Here is a 12,818-nt window from a genome sequence, read left to right as displayed (position 1 = left end):
TCCAGGAGGTCCTTATGTCCAAGAAATCCCTTCTCTCCCTGCTCCTCACCGCCGCCCTGGGGGCGGGCATCCTCACGGGCTGTCAGGGGACGGCTTCCCCCTCCCCCACGCCCGCCTCGTCCGCCGGGAAGGACTCGGTGGTCATCGCCATGGACACCAACTCCGAGCCGGCCGCCGGCTTCGACCCCGCCTTCGGCTGGGGCGCCGGGGAGCACGTCCATGAACCCCTCATCCAGAGCACCCTCACCGTCACCAAGCCCGACCTCACCATCGGCTACGACCTGGCCACCGGCTACTCGGTCAGCGATGACGGCCTCACCTGGACGGTCACCATCCGGGACGACGCCCGCTTCACCGACGGGGAGGCCCTCACCGCCGAGGACGTGGCCTTCACCTACAACACCGTGAAGGAGTCCAGCTCGGTCAACGACTTCACCATGCTGGACCGGGCCGAGGCGGTGGACGAGACCACCGTGGCCTTCCACATGAACACCCCCTTCTCCATCTGGCCCTACACCATGGCGGTGGTGGGCATCGTGCCGGAGCACGCCTATGACAGCGCCACCTACGGCCAGAATCCCATCGGCTCGGGCCGCTACGTCCTCAAGCAGTGGGACAAGGGCCAGCAGATCATCCTGGAGGCCAACCCCGACTATTACGGCGAGGCTCCCACCATCCGCCGCTTCACCATCCTCTTCCTGGAGGAGGACGCCGCCTTCCTGGCCGTCCAGGCCGGACAGGTGGACCTGGCCTACACCTCGGCCACCTACTCCGACCAGAGTGTGGCGGGGTATTCCCTCACGGCCTACCGCACCGTGGACAACCGGGGCTTCAACCTCCCCGCCGTCCCCGCCGGGACCGACGCCCAGGGCCAGGCCATCGGCAACGACTTCACCTCTGACGTCCTCGTCCGGCGGGCCATCAACATCGGCATCGACCGGGAGGAGATGATCGAGAACGTCCTCAACGGCTACGGCACCCCGGCGTACAGCGTGTGTGACCAGCTCCCCTGGTACAACCCCGCCTCCCAGGTGGAGTACGACCCCGAGGCGGCCGCCGCGCTGCTGGACGAGGCCGGCTGGACCCTGGGCAGCGACGGCATCCGGGAACGGAACGGCGTGAAGGCCGAGCTCCACCTGCTCTATCCCAGCAGCGACTCGGTCCGCCAGGCCCTGTGCGCCGACTTCGCCCAGCAGCTCCAGGAGCTGGGCATCTCCACCTCCATCGAGGGGGTGGGCTGGGACACCGCCTATGACCGGGCCCAGTCCGAGCCCCTCATCTGGGGCTGGGGCGCCCACACCCCCATGGAGCTCTACAACATCTACCACACGTCGGCGGACACCGGTCTTGCCGGGTACTCCCCCTACGCCAACGCCGCCGTGGACTCCTACATGGACCAGGCCCTCCAGTGCACCGACCTGGAGACCTCCTACGAGCTCTGGCAGAAGGCCCAGTGGGACGGCTCCACCGGCGTCACCCAGGAGGGCGACACCCCCTGGGTGTGGCTGGTCAACGTGGATCACCTCTACTGGGTCCGGGAGGGGCTCCAGGTGGCCGAGCAGAAGATCCACCCCCACGGCCACGGCTGGTCCATCGTGAACAACGTGGACCAGTGGAGCTGGTCCTGATCCCCGGCGTTCTGCCGCTGCAAGAGGAGGCCTTTGTGTGAAACACCGTCTGCAATTTGCGGGCAAAAAACTCCTGCGCATGGCGCTGCTCCTGCTGGGCGTGAGCCTGGTGGCCTTTCTGCTCATGTCCCTCTCCCCTCTGGACCCCCTCCAGACCAACGTGGGCCAGGCCGCCCTGGGCTCCATGAGTGAGGAGCAGATCCAGCGCCTCGAGGAGTACTGGGGGGTCAACGAGCCCCTCCCCCAGCGCTATCTGGGCTGGCTGTCCGACGCCCTCCGGCTGGACTTCGGCACCTCCCTGCTCTACCGCCAGCCCGTCATGGAGGTCATCGGACAGCGCCTTGTGAGCTCCCTGGGTCTGATGGTCACGGCCTGGGTCCTGTCCGGCGTCCTGGGGGTGACCCTGGGCCTGCTGGCCGGGGCCACCCGGGGGCGGCTGCCCGACCGGCTCATCCGGGGGTACTGCCTGGTCATCTCCAGCACACCCGCCTTCTGGCTGGCCCTGCTGCTGCTGATGATCTTTTCGGTGTGGCTGGGCTGGCTCCCCATCGGGCTGGCCGTCCCCATCGGGATGGAGGCCTCCCAGGTCACCTGGCAGGACCTGCTCTCCCACGCCATCCTCCCCGCCGTGACCCTGAGCATCACGGGGGTGGCCAACATCGCCCTGCACACCCGGGAGAAGGTGGTGGACGTGCTGGATTCCGACTATGTCCTTTTCGCCCGGGCCCGGGGGGAGTCGGGACGGGCCATCCTGCTGCGCCATGGCCTGCGCAACATCCTGCTGCCCGCCATCACCCTCCAGTTCACCTCCATCAGTGAGATCATCGGGGGCTCGGTGCTGGTGGAGCAGGTCTTCTCCTACCCCGGTCTGGGGCAGGCCGCCGTCACGGCGGGCCTGGGGAGCGATCTGCCCCTCCTGCTGGGCATCACCGTGGTCACCGCCGCCATCGTCTTTCTGGGGAGTCTGAGCGCAGACCTCCTCTACGGCGCGGTGGACCCCCGCATCCGAAGGGGGGTGGCCCGTCACTCATGAGCCGTTGGAATCAGCGCAAGCGCACCCTGGCCCTGCTGGGCTGCGCCGCCCTTCTCCTGTGCGCCGTCACCGTGGCCGGGCTCTTGTTCCAGCCCCTGGCCATGGAGACCGACTTTGCAAACAAGCAGCTCGCTCCCGGTCCCGGCCACTGGTTCGGCACCGACTGGATGGGCCGGGACATGCTGGCGCGCACCCTCACCGGCCTCTCCCTGAGCATCCGCATCGGCCTTCTCACCGCGGTGGTGAGCGCCCTCCTCTCGGTCCTTCTGGGGGTGACCGCCGCCCTGGGCCGCCGGGCCGACGCCGTGATCTCCTGGTGCATCGACCTCTTTCTGGGCATCCCCCATATCCTGCTGGTCATGCTCATCTCCCTGGCCTTCGGACGGGGCTTTGTGGGGGTGGTGGCCGGTGTCTCCCTGAGCCACTGGCCCTCCCTGGCCCGGGTCATCCGGGGGGAGGTCCTCCAGCTGCGCCAGACCACCTATGTCCGCGCCGCCGAGCGCCTGGGCGTGCCCCGGGGCCGGATCATCCGGCGGCACATGCTCCCCCATCTGCTGCCCCAGTTCCTCACCGGGCTCATCCTCCAGTTCCCCCACGCCATCCTCCACGAGGCCAGCGTGACCTTCCTGGGGTTCGGCCTCTCGCCGGAGCAGCCCGCCATCGGGGTGATCCTGTCCGAGAGCATGCGCTACCTCACCACCGGGAAATGGTGGCTGGCCCTCTTCCCGGGGCTGTCCCTGGTGCTGGTGGTGCTGCTCTTCGCCGCGCTGGGGGAGGGTGTGCGCCGCCTGCTCCACCCCGCCAGCGCCCATCAATGAGGAAAGGAGGTTCCGCCATGGAACCGATCCTGGACGTGGAAGGACTCTCCATCTCCTTCCGGCAATACGACCGGGGCGCCCACCAGCGCACCCTCCCGGTGATCCACGACCTGTCCCTGTCCATCGCGCCGGGGCAGGTGGTGGCGGTGGTGGGCTCCAGCGGCTCGGGCAAGAGCCTGCTGGCCCACGCCCTTCTGGACATCCTCCCCGCCAACAGCGCCCGGGAGGGAGTCATCCGCTACCGGGGGGAGCCCCTCACCCCCGCCCGGACCGCCGCCCTGCGGGGGACGGAGATCGTGCTGGTCCCCCAGGGCGTGACCTATCTGGACCCCCTGATGAAGGTGGGGCCCCAGATCTGCAAGGGGCGGCGGGAGGGGCGCGTCCGGGAAGCCTGCCGGGCCGTTCTCTCCCGCTACGGCCTCCCCCCCGACACGGAGGAGCGCTATCCCTTTGAGCTCTCGGGCGGCATGGCCCGGCGGGTGCTCATCTCCACCGCCGTGATGGAGTCCCCCCGCCTGGTCATCGCCGACGAGCCCACCCCCGGCCTGGACGCCCGGGCCGCCGGGCGCATCCTGGGCCACTTCCGGGAGCTGGCCGACGGCGGGGCCGGGGTCCTTCTCATCACCCACGATCTGGAGCTGGCCCTCACCATCGCCGACCGGGTGGCCGTCCTCTACGCCGGCGAGACGGTGGAGGAGGCCGCCGCCGCAGACTTCACCACGCCGGGGGGCCTGCGCCACCCCTATACCCGGGCGCTCTGGGCGGCCCTCCCCCAGAACGGCTTCCGGCCCATCCCGGGCAGCCAGCCCGCCCCCGGCGAGATACCAACCGGGTGCCGCTTCGCCCCCCGCTGTCCCCGCTGCCGGGAGGACTGTCAGGAGACCCATCCGGCCTACCGCTCCTTCCGGGGCGGCATGGTCCGCTGTACGTTCCCCGGGGAGGTGATGGAATGAGTCTGGAAGCCAAAGATCTCACCTTCCGCTATCCCCGCCGGAGCCGGGGGAGCGTGCTGGAGGGGGTCTCCCTCGCGGTGGAGCCCGGCGAGCGTGTGGGGCTCTCCGCCCCCAGCGGCCGGGGCAAGACCACCCTGTGCAAGCTCCTCTCCGGCTATGAGCGGCCCGACCGGGGGGAGGTCCTGCTGGACGGCCGCCCCCTCTCCTCCTACAAAGGCTTCTGCCCGGTGCAGATGATCTGGCAGCACCCGGAGACGGCGGTGGATCCCCTCCTCCGCCTGGGCGAGACCCTCTATGAGGCGGGACCGGTGGAGGACCGCCTGCTGGATGCCCTGCACATCCAGCCCGCCTGGCTGGAGCGCTATCCCCTGGAGCTCTCCGGCGGGGAGCTTCAGCGCTTCTGCATCGCCCGGGCCCTGCGGGAGGGGGTGCGCTACCTCCTGTGTGACGAGATCACCGCCATGCTGGATCTCATCACCCAGGCCCAGATCTGGGACTTCCTCCTGGAAGAGGCCCGGCAGCGAGAGCTGGGATTGGTCATCGTCAGCCACAACACCCTCCTGCTGGAGCGGCTTTGCACCCGCATCCACCCACTGACATAAAAAAGCCTCCCGAACATAGTTCGGGAGGCTTTTTGCTGATTCAAGCGATTAGTAATTCTTGCACTGGAGCTCGAAATAGGCGCGGGGATGGGCGCACACGGGGCAGACCTCGGGGGCCTCCTTGCTCACGTGCAGGTGGCCGCAGTTGCGGCACTTCCAGACGTAGACGTCGCCCTTCTGGAACACGGCGCCCTCTTCCAGGTTCTTCAGGAGAGCCAGGTAGCGCTCCTCGTGCTCCTTCTCGATCTTGCCCACGCCCTCGAACAGGAAGGCCAGGCGCTCAAAACCCTCTTCCTTGGCGGTCTCGGCCATCTCACGGTACATCTGGGTCCATTCCTCGTTCTCGCCGGCGGCGGCGGACTTCAGGTTGGCGGCCGTATCGCCCAGCTCGCCCAGCTCCTTGAACCAGAGCTTGGCATGCTCCTTCTCATTGCCGGCGGTCTCTTCAAAGATGGCTGCGATCTGCTCAAAGCCCTCTTTCTTGGCCTTGCTGGCAAAGTAGGTATACTTGTTGCGGGCCATGCTCTCTCCGGCAAATGCCTTCCACAGATTGGCCTCGGTCTTGCTGCCCTTCAGTTCCATAGTTCTGTCCTTCCTTTCTATTCTTTGATTCAAAATTTAGATCCGATCACAGGCGGTCAAAGCTTGCATTTTTGAGAAGCGGGCCGAACGGGTTCGGCCCGCTGGGCGTTAGCCTTCGCCCTTCCAGAAGCCGTGCAGGTTGCAGTACTCATAGGCCTCCACCTTCTCGTTCCGGGTGAAGGTCTTGAGCTCGGGCTCGTCCCCGGGCTGGGGGAAGCGGAAGGTCACGGTGTCGCCGGACACGGCCGCGATCAGATTGATATAGTGCTCCGGCAGCATGGGATGGGTCACGGAGCCCACCTTCACGGTGACGGAATAGCCGCTGCCGTGGGCGGTCTTCTCCACCACGGGGACGTGCTTCTCCAGGGCGCCGTCGGTGGTGTTGGGGACCAGCTCCTGCATGGGCTCGCCGCAGCAGACCACGGGCACGCCCTTGTCGACGACCTTGAACACGATGTTGCCGCAGTGGGCGCAGCGGTACAACTTCATTTCCATGATAAAATCCTCCTTAATAAAATGGTCAAATCTTTTCTCTCAGCTTCTCCAATTGTAACATTTTAACGGGCAAACTACAAGGGATAATGGTCAAATCTTTTCTCTCAGCTTCTCCAATCGTAACATTTTAACGGGCAAACTACAAGGGATACGGGGACTCAGTGGAGGGTCTTGCACTGGGCGCAGATCCCGTGGAAGAGCAGCTCATGTCTTGTGACCTGGTGCTCGCTGTGGGCCAGGGCCTCCTCGTCCAGATCCGCCCGGTAGGGCAGGTCCATGTCATAGACCCCTCCGCACCGGTCGCACTGAAAATGGGGATGGAACTTGGTATTTGCGTCATATCGCTCCACGGGGAAGGCCATGCGGGTGATCCTTCCCTCATCTGCCATCAGATTCAGATTCCGGTAGACGGTCCCCAGGCTCAGGTTTGGATTTTCCGGTTTCAGCCACTGATAGATCATCTCGGCGGTGGGATGCTCGGTGGTCCCCATCAGGGCCTCATAGATCAGTTCACGTTGTCTGGAATAGCGTTTTCCTTTCATCGACCGTCTCCTTTCTTTAAATCAGTAATTATTACTGTTATTAATATAGCAGATGTTGCGCCGTTTGGCAAGCCCTAATTTTGAAAAACTTCCGGTATGAATGTCCCCGGTTTTGCGCAGACTAGCGTCAGATGCACATCTCAAGTATTTGAAACCATTGAGGAGGCTATCCCATGAAACGGATTTTCTGTATCCTTGCGCTTACCCTTGTGATCGGTATGGGGCTGGCGGGCTGTTCCGGCACGGAGCCCATGTCCTCCCCCACGCCTACGCCCACCATGGCGCCCACCAACTCCGACCACCCGGTCCAGGACGCCATCGACGGCGCCGGGGACGCGGCCAAGGGTGTGCTGGACGGCGCGGGCGATGTGGTCCGGGGCGCGGCCGACGGCGTGGGCGACGCGGCCCGGGATGTGGGCAACGGAGTGAGCAACGCCGCCCGGGATGTGGGCGACGGCATCAAAAATGCCGTCCAATGACCCCGCCCCTTTGCATAGAGAGGACCGGCTCCCGCCATGGGAACCGGCCCTCTTTTTCCATGTATCCAACGATATGCGCCTGTTTTTGGCGTGGGATGCCTCGCAGAGTTCCGCCGTCCGCAGACGGCGGAATGAAATCAAATCGTTTTTTCCGAGGACATGTGCCTCGGAAAAAACACTGCTCAGGCCGCAAGTGTGCGAGCGGCAGCGAGTGCGCGCGCGGACTGCATCCCTCTCTCAAACATGCTTGCATGTTTGAGAAGCGCAGCGCGCTTTAGCCTTTACTGATATCCCGGGTGGCGTAGGCGTTCAGGTCCATCCTGTCCCGCTTTCCGGCCAGATACTCATAGTAGCCCTGGCAGCCGATCATGGCCCCGTTGTCCCCGCACAGGGAGAGGGCCGGGAGATAGAGCTTGTCCCCGCTCTTGGCGCAGGCCCGCTCCAGGTCGGCCCGCAGCCGGGAGTTGGCCGCCACGCCGCCGGCAATGGCGATCTTGCCGTAGCCGCACTTCCGGGCGGCCGCCATGGTGCGGGGCACCAGGGTGTCGCTCACCGCCGCGCCGAAGGAGGCCGCCAGGCCGGGCAGATCCAGCGCCTCCCCCTTCTGGTTGGCGTTGTGGACCAGGTTGACCACCGCCGTCTTGAGCCCGGAGAAGGACATGTCCAGCTCGGCCCCCGCCACATGGGCCCGGGGCAGGTCGTAGCGGGTATCGTCTCCCCCCTGGGCCAGCTTGTCCATGGGGGCCCCGCCGGGGTAGCCGATCCCCAGGACCCGGGCCGCCTTGTCAAAGCACTCCCCCGCCGCGTCGTCCCGGGTGGCCCCCAAAATTTCCATCTCGGTATAGCTCTTCACGTCCACGATCATGGTGTTGCCCCCGGAAACGCACAGGCACACAAAGGGGGGCTCCAGATCGGGATGGGTGATGTAGTTGGCCGCAATGTGGCCCCGCACGTGGTGTACCCCGATGAGGGGTTTTTTCAGGGCGTAGGCCACCGACTTGGCAAAGTTCACCCCCACCAGCACCGCGCCGATGAGGCCGGGGGCGTAGGTGACCGCCACCGCGTCGATGTCCTGCTTTCCGATCCCGGCCTCTTGCAGGGCCCGGTCGGCCAGGGCGGCGATGGCCTCCACATGCTTGCGGGAGGCGATCTCCGGGACCACGCCCCCGTAGGTGGCGTGCATATCGGCCTGGGAGGCGATGGCGTCGGAGAGCACCGTCCGCCCGTCCCGCACCACGGCCACGGCGGTCTCGTCACAGGAGGACTCCACAGCCAGAATAATCATGGTTTCGTTCCTTCTTTCTCTTGGATGGGGATGTGTACATAGCGCCGGTAGAGGGGCAGCAGCGTCCCCAGGCGGTAGAGGGCCCGGTGGGCCTCCATGGCCTCCCCGGTGTCCATGGACCCGGAGGCCGACCAGCCCAGCATGGCATACCGCACCCGGAAGATGTCGGCCTGGTACTTGAGGTCAAAAAAGCCGTTTCGGGTATAGAAGGCCAGACGGCGGCGGCGCTTCTCCCCCTCCTCCGGGGAGAGATCTTCCTCCAGGGCCTCCACTTCGGCCAATAGGCCGGCCGTGGCGGCGTAGCGCCGCTGGAGCTGCCCCAGCATGGCGCTTCCCACGCCCCCGCCCCGCTTTCCCTGGCAGGCGGCCAGATAGTCCAGGAGCACAAAGCGCTCCCCCAGGCGCAGGAGGGCGTATCCCACCAGCTCCTCCCCCCGGTAGAAGCCCAGGGCGTCGTACTCGCCCCGCTCCATCAGGCGCAGGATGGTCCACAGGGGCTTCAATTCCACCCGGGGAAAGGCCTCCTGCATCTCCCAGCGGTAGATGCGCCGCATCTGCTGCCGGGAGAGGACGCGCATATCCAGCTCCATCATGCCCGGTCCCACTCCCGGGTCATGAGGATGGCGTCCTCCTTCGGGTCGTCGTAGTAGTCCTTCCGGCGGCCCACCTCGTAGAAGCCGTGCTTCTCGTAGAGGGCGATGGCGGGGGCATTGCCCGCCCGCACCTCCAGGGTGAGGAAGGCCAGCTTGGCCGCGCCGAACCGGACAAAGGTGTCGATGAGGGCGTCGGCGATCCCCTGCCGCCGGTAGGCCGGGTCCACCGCCACGTTGTCGATATAGCCCTCGTCCAGCACCACATGGAGCCCCGCGTAGCCCAGGACGCTGCCGTCCTCCCCCTCGGCCACCAGGAAGGAGGCCGTCTCGTTGTAGAGCTCCTCGGCCAGCATATCCACGCTCCAGGGGTGGGAAAAACAGGTCCGCTCCAGCTCCGCGATGCCCTCCAGATGGCTCCGGTCCATGGGGACCAGTTGGTAATTCATGGTGATCCGCTCCTTTTTCTCGTTGCTCAGTGGGCCTCGGCCCAGCTCTTGCCCACGTGGGCGTCCGCCGTCAGGGGGACCGCCAGGGAGACGACCCCCTCCATCTCCTCCGTGAGCAGCTTCTTCACGGTCTCGGCCTCTTCCTCGGGGCACTCCACGATGAGCTCGTCGTGGACCTGGAGGACCAGCCGGGCCTTCAGGCCCTCGGCCCGCAGCCGGGCGTCCACCCGGATCATGGCCAGCTTGATGATGTCGGCCGCCGTGCCCTGGATGGGCATGTTGAGGGCCACCCGCTCCCCGAAGGAGCGCATATTGAAGTTGGAGGATTTGAGCTCGGGCAGCCAGCGGCGGCGGCCCATCAGGGTGGAGACAAAGCCGTCTTTCCGGGCCCGCTCCACAATATCGGTCATATAGGCGTGGACGCCGGAATACCGTTCAAAGTAGCGCTCCATGTAGGCCTTGGCCTCTTTCCGGGTGACGCCGATGTCCTGGGAGAGGGAGAAGTCCGAGATCCCGTACACGATGCCGAAGTTCACCGCCTTGGCCGCCGAGCGCATCTGCCGGGTCACCATCTCGGGGGGCACGCCGAAGACCTGTCCGGCGGTGATGGTGTGGATGTCCTCCCCGCTGCGGAAGGCGGAGATCATATGCTCATCCCCGGCGATGTGGGCCAGCAGCCGCAGCTCGATCTGGGAGTAGTCGGCGTCCACCAGCACGTTCCCCGGCCCGGCCACGAACATCTTGCGCAGCTCGGCGCCCAGCTCGGTGCGGATGGGGATGTTCTGGAGGTTGGGCTCGGTGGAGGAGAGCCGCCCCGTGGCGGTCACCGTGTTCTGGAAGGAGGTGTGGATGCGCCCGTCCGGGGCGATGACCTTGGTCAGCCCCTCCACATAGGTGGAGGAGAGCTTGGTGTACTGCCGGTACTCCAGCACGGCGTCCACGATGGGGGCCTGTCCCCGGAGCTTTTCCAGCACCTCGGCGTTGGTGGAGTAGCCGGTCTTGGTCTTTTTCACGGGGGGCAGCCCCAGCTTGTCAAAGAGGATGTGCCCCAGCTGCTTGGGCGAAAGGATGTTGAAGGTCTCCCCCGCCTCCTCGTAGATGCGCTGCTGGACGGCCTGGATGCGCCCCTCCAGCATCTCTCCGAATTCCCCCAGGGCCTTCCGGTCCACCAGGAAGCCCTCCCGCTCCATGCGGCTGAGCACGGCGCACAGGGGGAGCTCTACCTCGTAGTAGAGCTGGTCCATCCCCAGCTCGGTGAGCCGGGGGGCCATGGCCTCCTTCAGCGCCCCGATGAGGGCGCAGTGGGACAGGAGGGCGCCCAGCACCGTCCCCTCGTCCCCCAGGGGGGAGAAGGCGTCAGGGGCCAGGTAGGTCTCCTTGGCCTTGGGGTATTCGTGGTTGAACCAGCTCATGCCCAGCTTTTCCAGGTCATAGCTGCCGTCGGTGGGGGCCAGGAGGTAGGCGGCCAGGGCGGTGTCGAAGACAAAGCCATCCCCCTCGATGCCCTCCTCCAGCAGCCGGGAGAGGAGGCTCTTCACGTCGTGGGCGTTCTTTTGGATGTCCCCGGCGAAGAGGGCCTTTAAGAGGTCGTTGTACCCCTCCAGCTTGTCGGCGCGGAGGACGGCGGCGTGACACTCCCTCTCATTCACCCGGTGCTCCACCGCCACCACGTCCAGCCCCGGCAGGGCCAGCACGTTCACGCTCTCCTGCCCGCGCCAGAGCGCCAGCAGCTCCTGGGCCCGGGCCCGGTCCTCCACCACCTCGCTGGTGCAGGTGCCGGTAAACTGCTCCTCCTGCGGGGTCTCCCCCTGGGGAGCTTTGAGGCCCAGCTTGTCGATGAGCTTCTGGAACTCCAGCTTGAGGAAGAGGTCGTAGAGGGCGGCGGTGTGGCTCTCCTGCCGGAGGTTGTCCTCGGGGGCAAACGGAATGGGGGCCTCGCACCGGATGGTGGCCAGGTCATAGGAGAGGCGGGCGCCCTCCTCCCCCTCCCGCAGCTTTTTCAGCACGGCGGGCTTGGCCTCCAGGGTGTCCAGGCCCTGGTAGATGGCCTCCACCGAGCCGTAGCGCTGGATGAGGTCCATGGCGGTCTTCTCCCCGATGCCCTTGACGCCGGGGATGTTGTCGCTGCTGTCCCCCATCAGGGCCTTCAGGTCCACGATGTGGATGGGGTCGAAGCCGTACTCCTCCCGGAAGACCGCCGGGGTCATGTTGCGGGTGGTGGTCTGGCCCATGCGGGTGGTCACCAGCTTGACGGTGGCGTGGTCGCTCACCAGCTGGAGGGAGTCCTTGTCGCCGGTGACGATGACGGTCTCCCACCCGGCCGCGGTGTCCCGGGCGGCGATGGTCCCCAAGAGGTCGTCGGCCTCCCACCCGTCCAGCTCATAGCGGGGGATGTTCATGGCGTCCAGCACGTCCTTCAGAATGGGCATCTGGGCGGCCAGCTCCTCAGGCATGCCCTTGCGCTGGGCCTTGTAGCCCTCATAGGCCAGGTGGCGGAAGGTGGGGGCCTTCCGGTCAAAGGTCACGCAGAGGGCGTCGGGCTTCTCCTCCTCCAGCAGCTTGAGCAGGATGGTCACAAAGCCGTAGACGGCGTTGGTAGGGGTGCCGTCCTTGGTGGTGAGGGGCCGGATGCCGTAAAAGGCCCGGTTGATGATGGAGTTGCCGTCAATGGCCATGAGTTTTTTCATAGGATGCCTCCGTCCCGAATCTGATTCCTTCTATTATATCCGCTTTTTCCGCCCGGCACAAGTCCGCCCCCGCGGAACGGAACACTCCATCCCCGGGGGCGGTATCCTTATTCGTCCTTGCTGTCCTCTTTGTCCAGCAGGGCGGCCAGCACCTCGTTGTAGACCCGCTCGGGCTTGGCCTGGAACCCCTCGGACAGGCGGGCGGCCTGGTCCCGGTTGACGCACAGCAGCTCGATGGTCATGATGTTGCCGCCCTCGTCGTCCAGGGTCATGCGGGCGGTGAGGCTCCCGTCCGGCCGGGGCAGCACCTCGGTGCGGACCTGGGCGTTGCGCCGCAGGATGCCGTTGACCTTGGCCAGGTTGGCGTTGCACTTGTGCTTGACCGAGTAGGGCAGGCTGCTCTCGCAGGCCTCGCCGTTCTGGCGGCCCTTGTCGGTGATGGCATAGAGCCCATCCTCCAGGGTCATATGCCCGGTCTCCACCAGCTCGGCCACCGCCTCGGCAAAATCGAAATAGTCCACGCCCTCGTCGCACATGGTCAGCTCGGTCAGCGTGGGAAAGTCGATGGGTGAGGCCACCCGGGCCATAATGTAGAGGACCAGGAACTTGATCTCCATTTTGTCGTGGATGAAACCAAAACGGCTCATGGAAGGGACCACCTTTCTGCGTTTGCAG

The 12,818-nt window shown here is 65.9% G+C and carries 14 protein-coding genes; 6 read left to right on the top strand and 8 right to left on the bottom strand.

Annotation, left to right across the window (positions count from 1 at the left end; genetic code table 11):
• Positions 1-14: 14 nt before the first annotated feature.
• From I2C21_RS08140 to I2C21_RS08120, 5 genes are all read left to right on the top strand, one after another.
• A complete protein-coding gene (locus I2C21_RS08140) occupies positions 15-1,628 on the top strand; it encodes an ABC transporter substrate-binding protein (RefSeq protein WP_195278975.1) in 1,614 nt (537 codons plus the stop codon).
• A gap of 79 nt (positions 1,629-1,707) precedes the next feature.
• On the top strand, positions 1,708-2,661 hold the full coding sequence (locus tag I2C21_RS08135) for an ABC transporter permease (RefSeq protein WP_195278995.1): 954 nt from the start codon (positions 1,708-1,710) through the stop codon (positions 2,659-2,661).
• Positions 2,658-3,479: an ABC transporter permease gene (locus I2C21_RS08130; RefSeq protein WP_101692878.1), complete on the top strand. Its 822-nt coding sequence runs from the start codon at positions 2,658-2,660 to the stop codon at positions 3,477-3,479. Before I2C21_RS08135 ends, I2C21_RS08130 begins: the two co-directional genes overlap by 4 nt.
• Before the next feature lie 17 nt (positions 3,480-3,496).
• A complete protein-coding gene (locus I2C21_RS08125) occupies positions 3,497-4,432 on the top strand; it encodes an ABC transporter ATP-binding protein (RefSeq protein WP_195278974.1) in 936 nt (311 codons plus the stop codon).
• Positions 4,429-5,034, top strand: coding sequence for an ABC transporter ATP-binding protein (locus tag I2C21_RS08120; RefSeq protein WP_186963704.1), 606 nt, complete (start codon positions 4,429-4,431; stop codon positions 5,032-5,034). The genes I2C21_RS08125 and I2C21_RS08120 overlap by 4 nt, the downstream gene beginning before the upstream one ends.
• A gap of 48 nt (positions 5,035-5,082) precedes the next feature.
• Here I2C21_RS08120 and rbr read toward each other — a convergent pair whose 3' ends face one another.
• The 3 genes from rbr to I2C21_RS08105 form a co-directional block, all read right to left on the bottom strand.
• Positions 5,083-5,616 (bottom strand): rubrerythrin, encoded by a 534-nt coding sequence (gene rbr, locus I2C21_RS08115; protein WP_101692876.1) that lies wholly within the window; start codon positions 5,614-5,616, stop codon positions 5,083-5,085.
• A gap of 108 nt (positions 5,617-5,724) precedes the next feature.
• Positions 5,725-6,111: a desulfoferrodoxin family protein gene (locus I2C21_RS08110; RefSeq protein ID WP_101692875.1), complete on the bottom strand. Its 387-nt coding sequence runs from the start codon at positions 6,109-6,111 to the stop codon at positions 5,725-5,727.
• Positions 6,112-6,269: 158 nt separating this feature from the next.
• The gene (locus tag I2C21_RS08105) at positions 6,270-6,653 is read right to left on the bottom strand and encodes a Fur family transcriptional regulator (RefSeq protein WP_195278973.1); all 384 of its coding nucleotides are present in this window, start codon (positions 6,651-6,653) and stop codon (positions 6,270-6,272) included.
• 173 nt (positions 6,654-6,826) lie between these two features.
• On the opposite strand from I2C21_RS08105, the gene I2C21_RS08100 reads away from it, so the two are divergent.
• Positions 6,827-7,132, top strand: coding sequence for a hypothetical protein (locus I2C21_RS08100; RefSeq protein WP_101692873.1), 306 nt, complete (start codon positions 6,827-6,829; stop codon positions 7,130-7,132).
• A gap of 274 nt (positions 7,133-7,406) precedes the next feature.
• On the opposite strand, the gene tsaD is transcribed toward I2C21_RS08100, so the two are convergent.
• The 5 genes from tsaD to I2C21_RS08075 all read right to left on the bottom strand — a co-directional run bounded on the left by tsaD (position 7,407) and on the right by I2C21_RS08075 (position 12,790).
• Entirely contained in the window at positions 7,407-8,417 is a 1,011-nt protein-coding gene (tsaD, locus tag I2C21_RS08095; protein ID WP_195278972.1) for a tRNA (adenosine(37)-N6)-threonylcarbamoyltransferase complex transferase subunit TsaD, read from the bottom strand.
• The gene (locus I2C21_RS08090; RefSeq protein ID WP_195278971.1) at positions 8,414-9,010 is read right to left on the bottom strand and encodes a GNAT family N-acetyltransferase; all 597 of its coding nucleotides are present in this window, start codon (positions 9,008-9,010) and stop codon (positions 8,414-8,416) included. Before I2C21_RS08090 ends, tsaD begins: the two co-directional genes overlap by 4 nt.
• Positions 9,007-9,456 (bottom strand): ribosomal protein S18-alanine N-acetyltransferase, encoded by a 450-nt coding sequence (gene rimI / locus I2C21_RS08085; protein ID WP_186963708.1) that lies wholly within the window; start codon positions 9,454-9,456, stop codon positions 9,007-9,009. The genes I2C21_RS08090 and rimI overlap by 4 nt, the downstream gene beginning before the upstream one ends.
• A 26-nt stretch (positions 9,457-9,482) precedes the next feature.
• Positions 9,483-12,143 (bottom strand): DNA polymerase I, encoded by a 2,661-nt coding sequence (gene polA / locus I2C21_RS08080; protein WP_195278970.1) that lies wholly within the window; start codon positions 12,141-12,143, stop codon positions 9,483-9,485.
• A 107-nt stretch (positions 12,144-12,250) separates the two neighbouring features.
• Positions 12,251-12,790 carry a DUF4364 family protein gene (locus tag I2C21_RS08075; RefSeq protein WP_101692868.1) on the bottom strand — a complete coding sequence of 180 codons (540 nt, stop codon included), beginning with the start codon at positions 12,788-12,790 and terminating at the stop codon, positions 12,251-12,253.
• Positions 12,791-12,818 lie beyond the last annotated feature (28 nt).

The organism is Clostridium sp. J1101437_171009_A5 (assembly GCF_015547905.1).
Taxonomy (GTDB): Bacteria; Bacillota; Clostridia; order Oscillospirales; family Oscillospiraceae; genus Pseudoflavonifractor_A; species Pseudoflavonifractor_A gallinarum.
This window is presented reverse-complemented; position numbering and strand designations above follow the sequence as displayed.

Excerpts from the sequence above, each read along its gene's own strand:
- I2C21_RS08140 (WP_195278975.1), top strand. The coding sequence starts at position 15 with ATGTCCAAGAAATCCCTTCTCTCCCTGCTCCTCACCGCCGCCCTGGGG.
- I2C21_RS08135 (WP_195278995.1), top strand. The coding sequence starts at position 1,708 with ATGGCGCTGCTCCTGCTGGGCGTGAGCCTGGTGGCCTTTCTGCTCATG.
- I2C21_RS08130 (WP_101692878.1), top strand. The coding sequence starts at position 2,658 with ATGAGCCGTTGGAATCAGCGCAAGCGCACCCTGGCCCTGCTGGGCTGC.
- I2C21_RS08125 (WP_195278974.1), top strand. The coding sequence starts at position 3,497 with ATGGAACCGATCCTGGACGTGGAAGGACTCTCCATCTCCTTCCGGCAA.
- I2C21_RS08120 (WP_186963704.1), top strand. The coding sequence starts at position 4,429 with ATGAGTCTGGAAGCCAAAGATCTCACCTTCCGCTATCCCCGCCGGAGC.
- rbr (WP_101692876.1), bottom strand. The coding sequence starts at position 5,616 with ATGGAACTGAAGGGCAGCAAGACCGAGGCCAATCTGTGGAAGGCATTT.
- I2C21_RS08110 (WP_101692875.1), bottom strand. The coding sequence starts at position 6,111 with ATGGAAATGAAGTTGTACCGCTGCGCCCACTGCGGCAACATCGTGTTC.
- I2C21_RS08105 (WP_195278973.1), bottom strand. The coding sequence starts at position 6,653 with ATGAAAGGAAAACGCTATTCCAGACAACGTGAACTGATCTATGAGGCC.
- I2C21_RS08100 (WP_101692873.1), top strand. The coding sequence starts at position 6,827 with ATGAAACGGATTTTCTGTATCCTTGCGCTTACCCTTGTGATCGGTATG.
- tsaD (WP_195278972.1), bottom strand. The coding sequence starts at position 8,417 with ATGATTATTCTGGCTGTGGAGTCCTCCTGTGACGAGACCGCCGTGGCC.
- I2C21_RS08090 (WP_195278971.1), bottom strand. The coding sequence starts at position 9,010 with ATGATGGAGCTGGATATGCGCGTCCTCTCCCGGCAGCAGATGCGGCGC.
- rimI (WP_186963708.1), bottom strand. The coding sequence starts at position 9,456 with ATGAATTACCAACTGGTCCCCATGGACCGGAGCCATCTGGAGGGCATC.
- polA (WP_195278970.1), bottom strand. The coding sequence starts at position 12,143 with ATGAAAAAACTCATGGCCATTGACGGCAACTCCATCATCAACCGGGCC.
- I2C21_RS08075 (WP_101692868.1), bottom strand. The coding sequence starts at position 12,790 with ATGAGCCGTTTTGGTTTCATCCACGACAAAATGGAGATCAAGTTCCTG.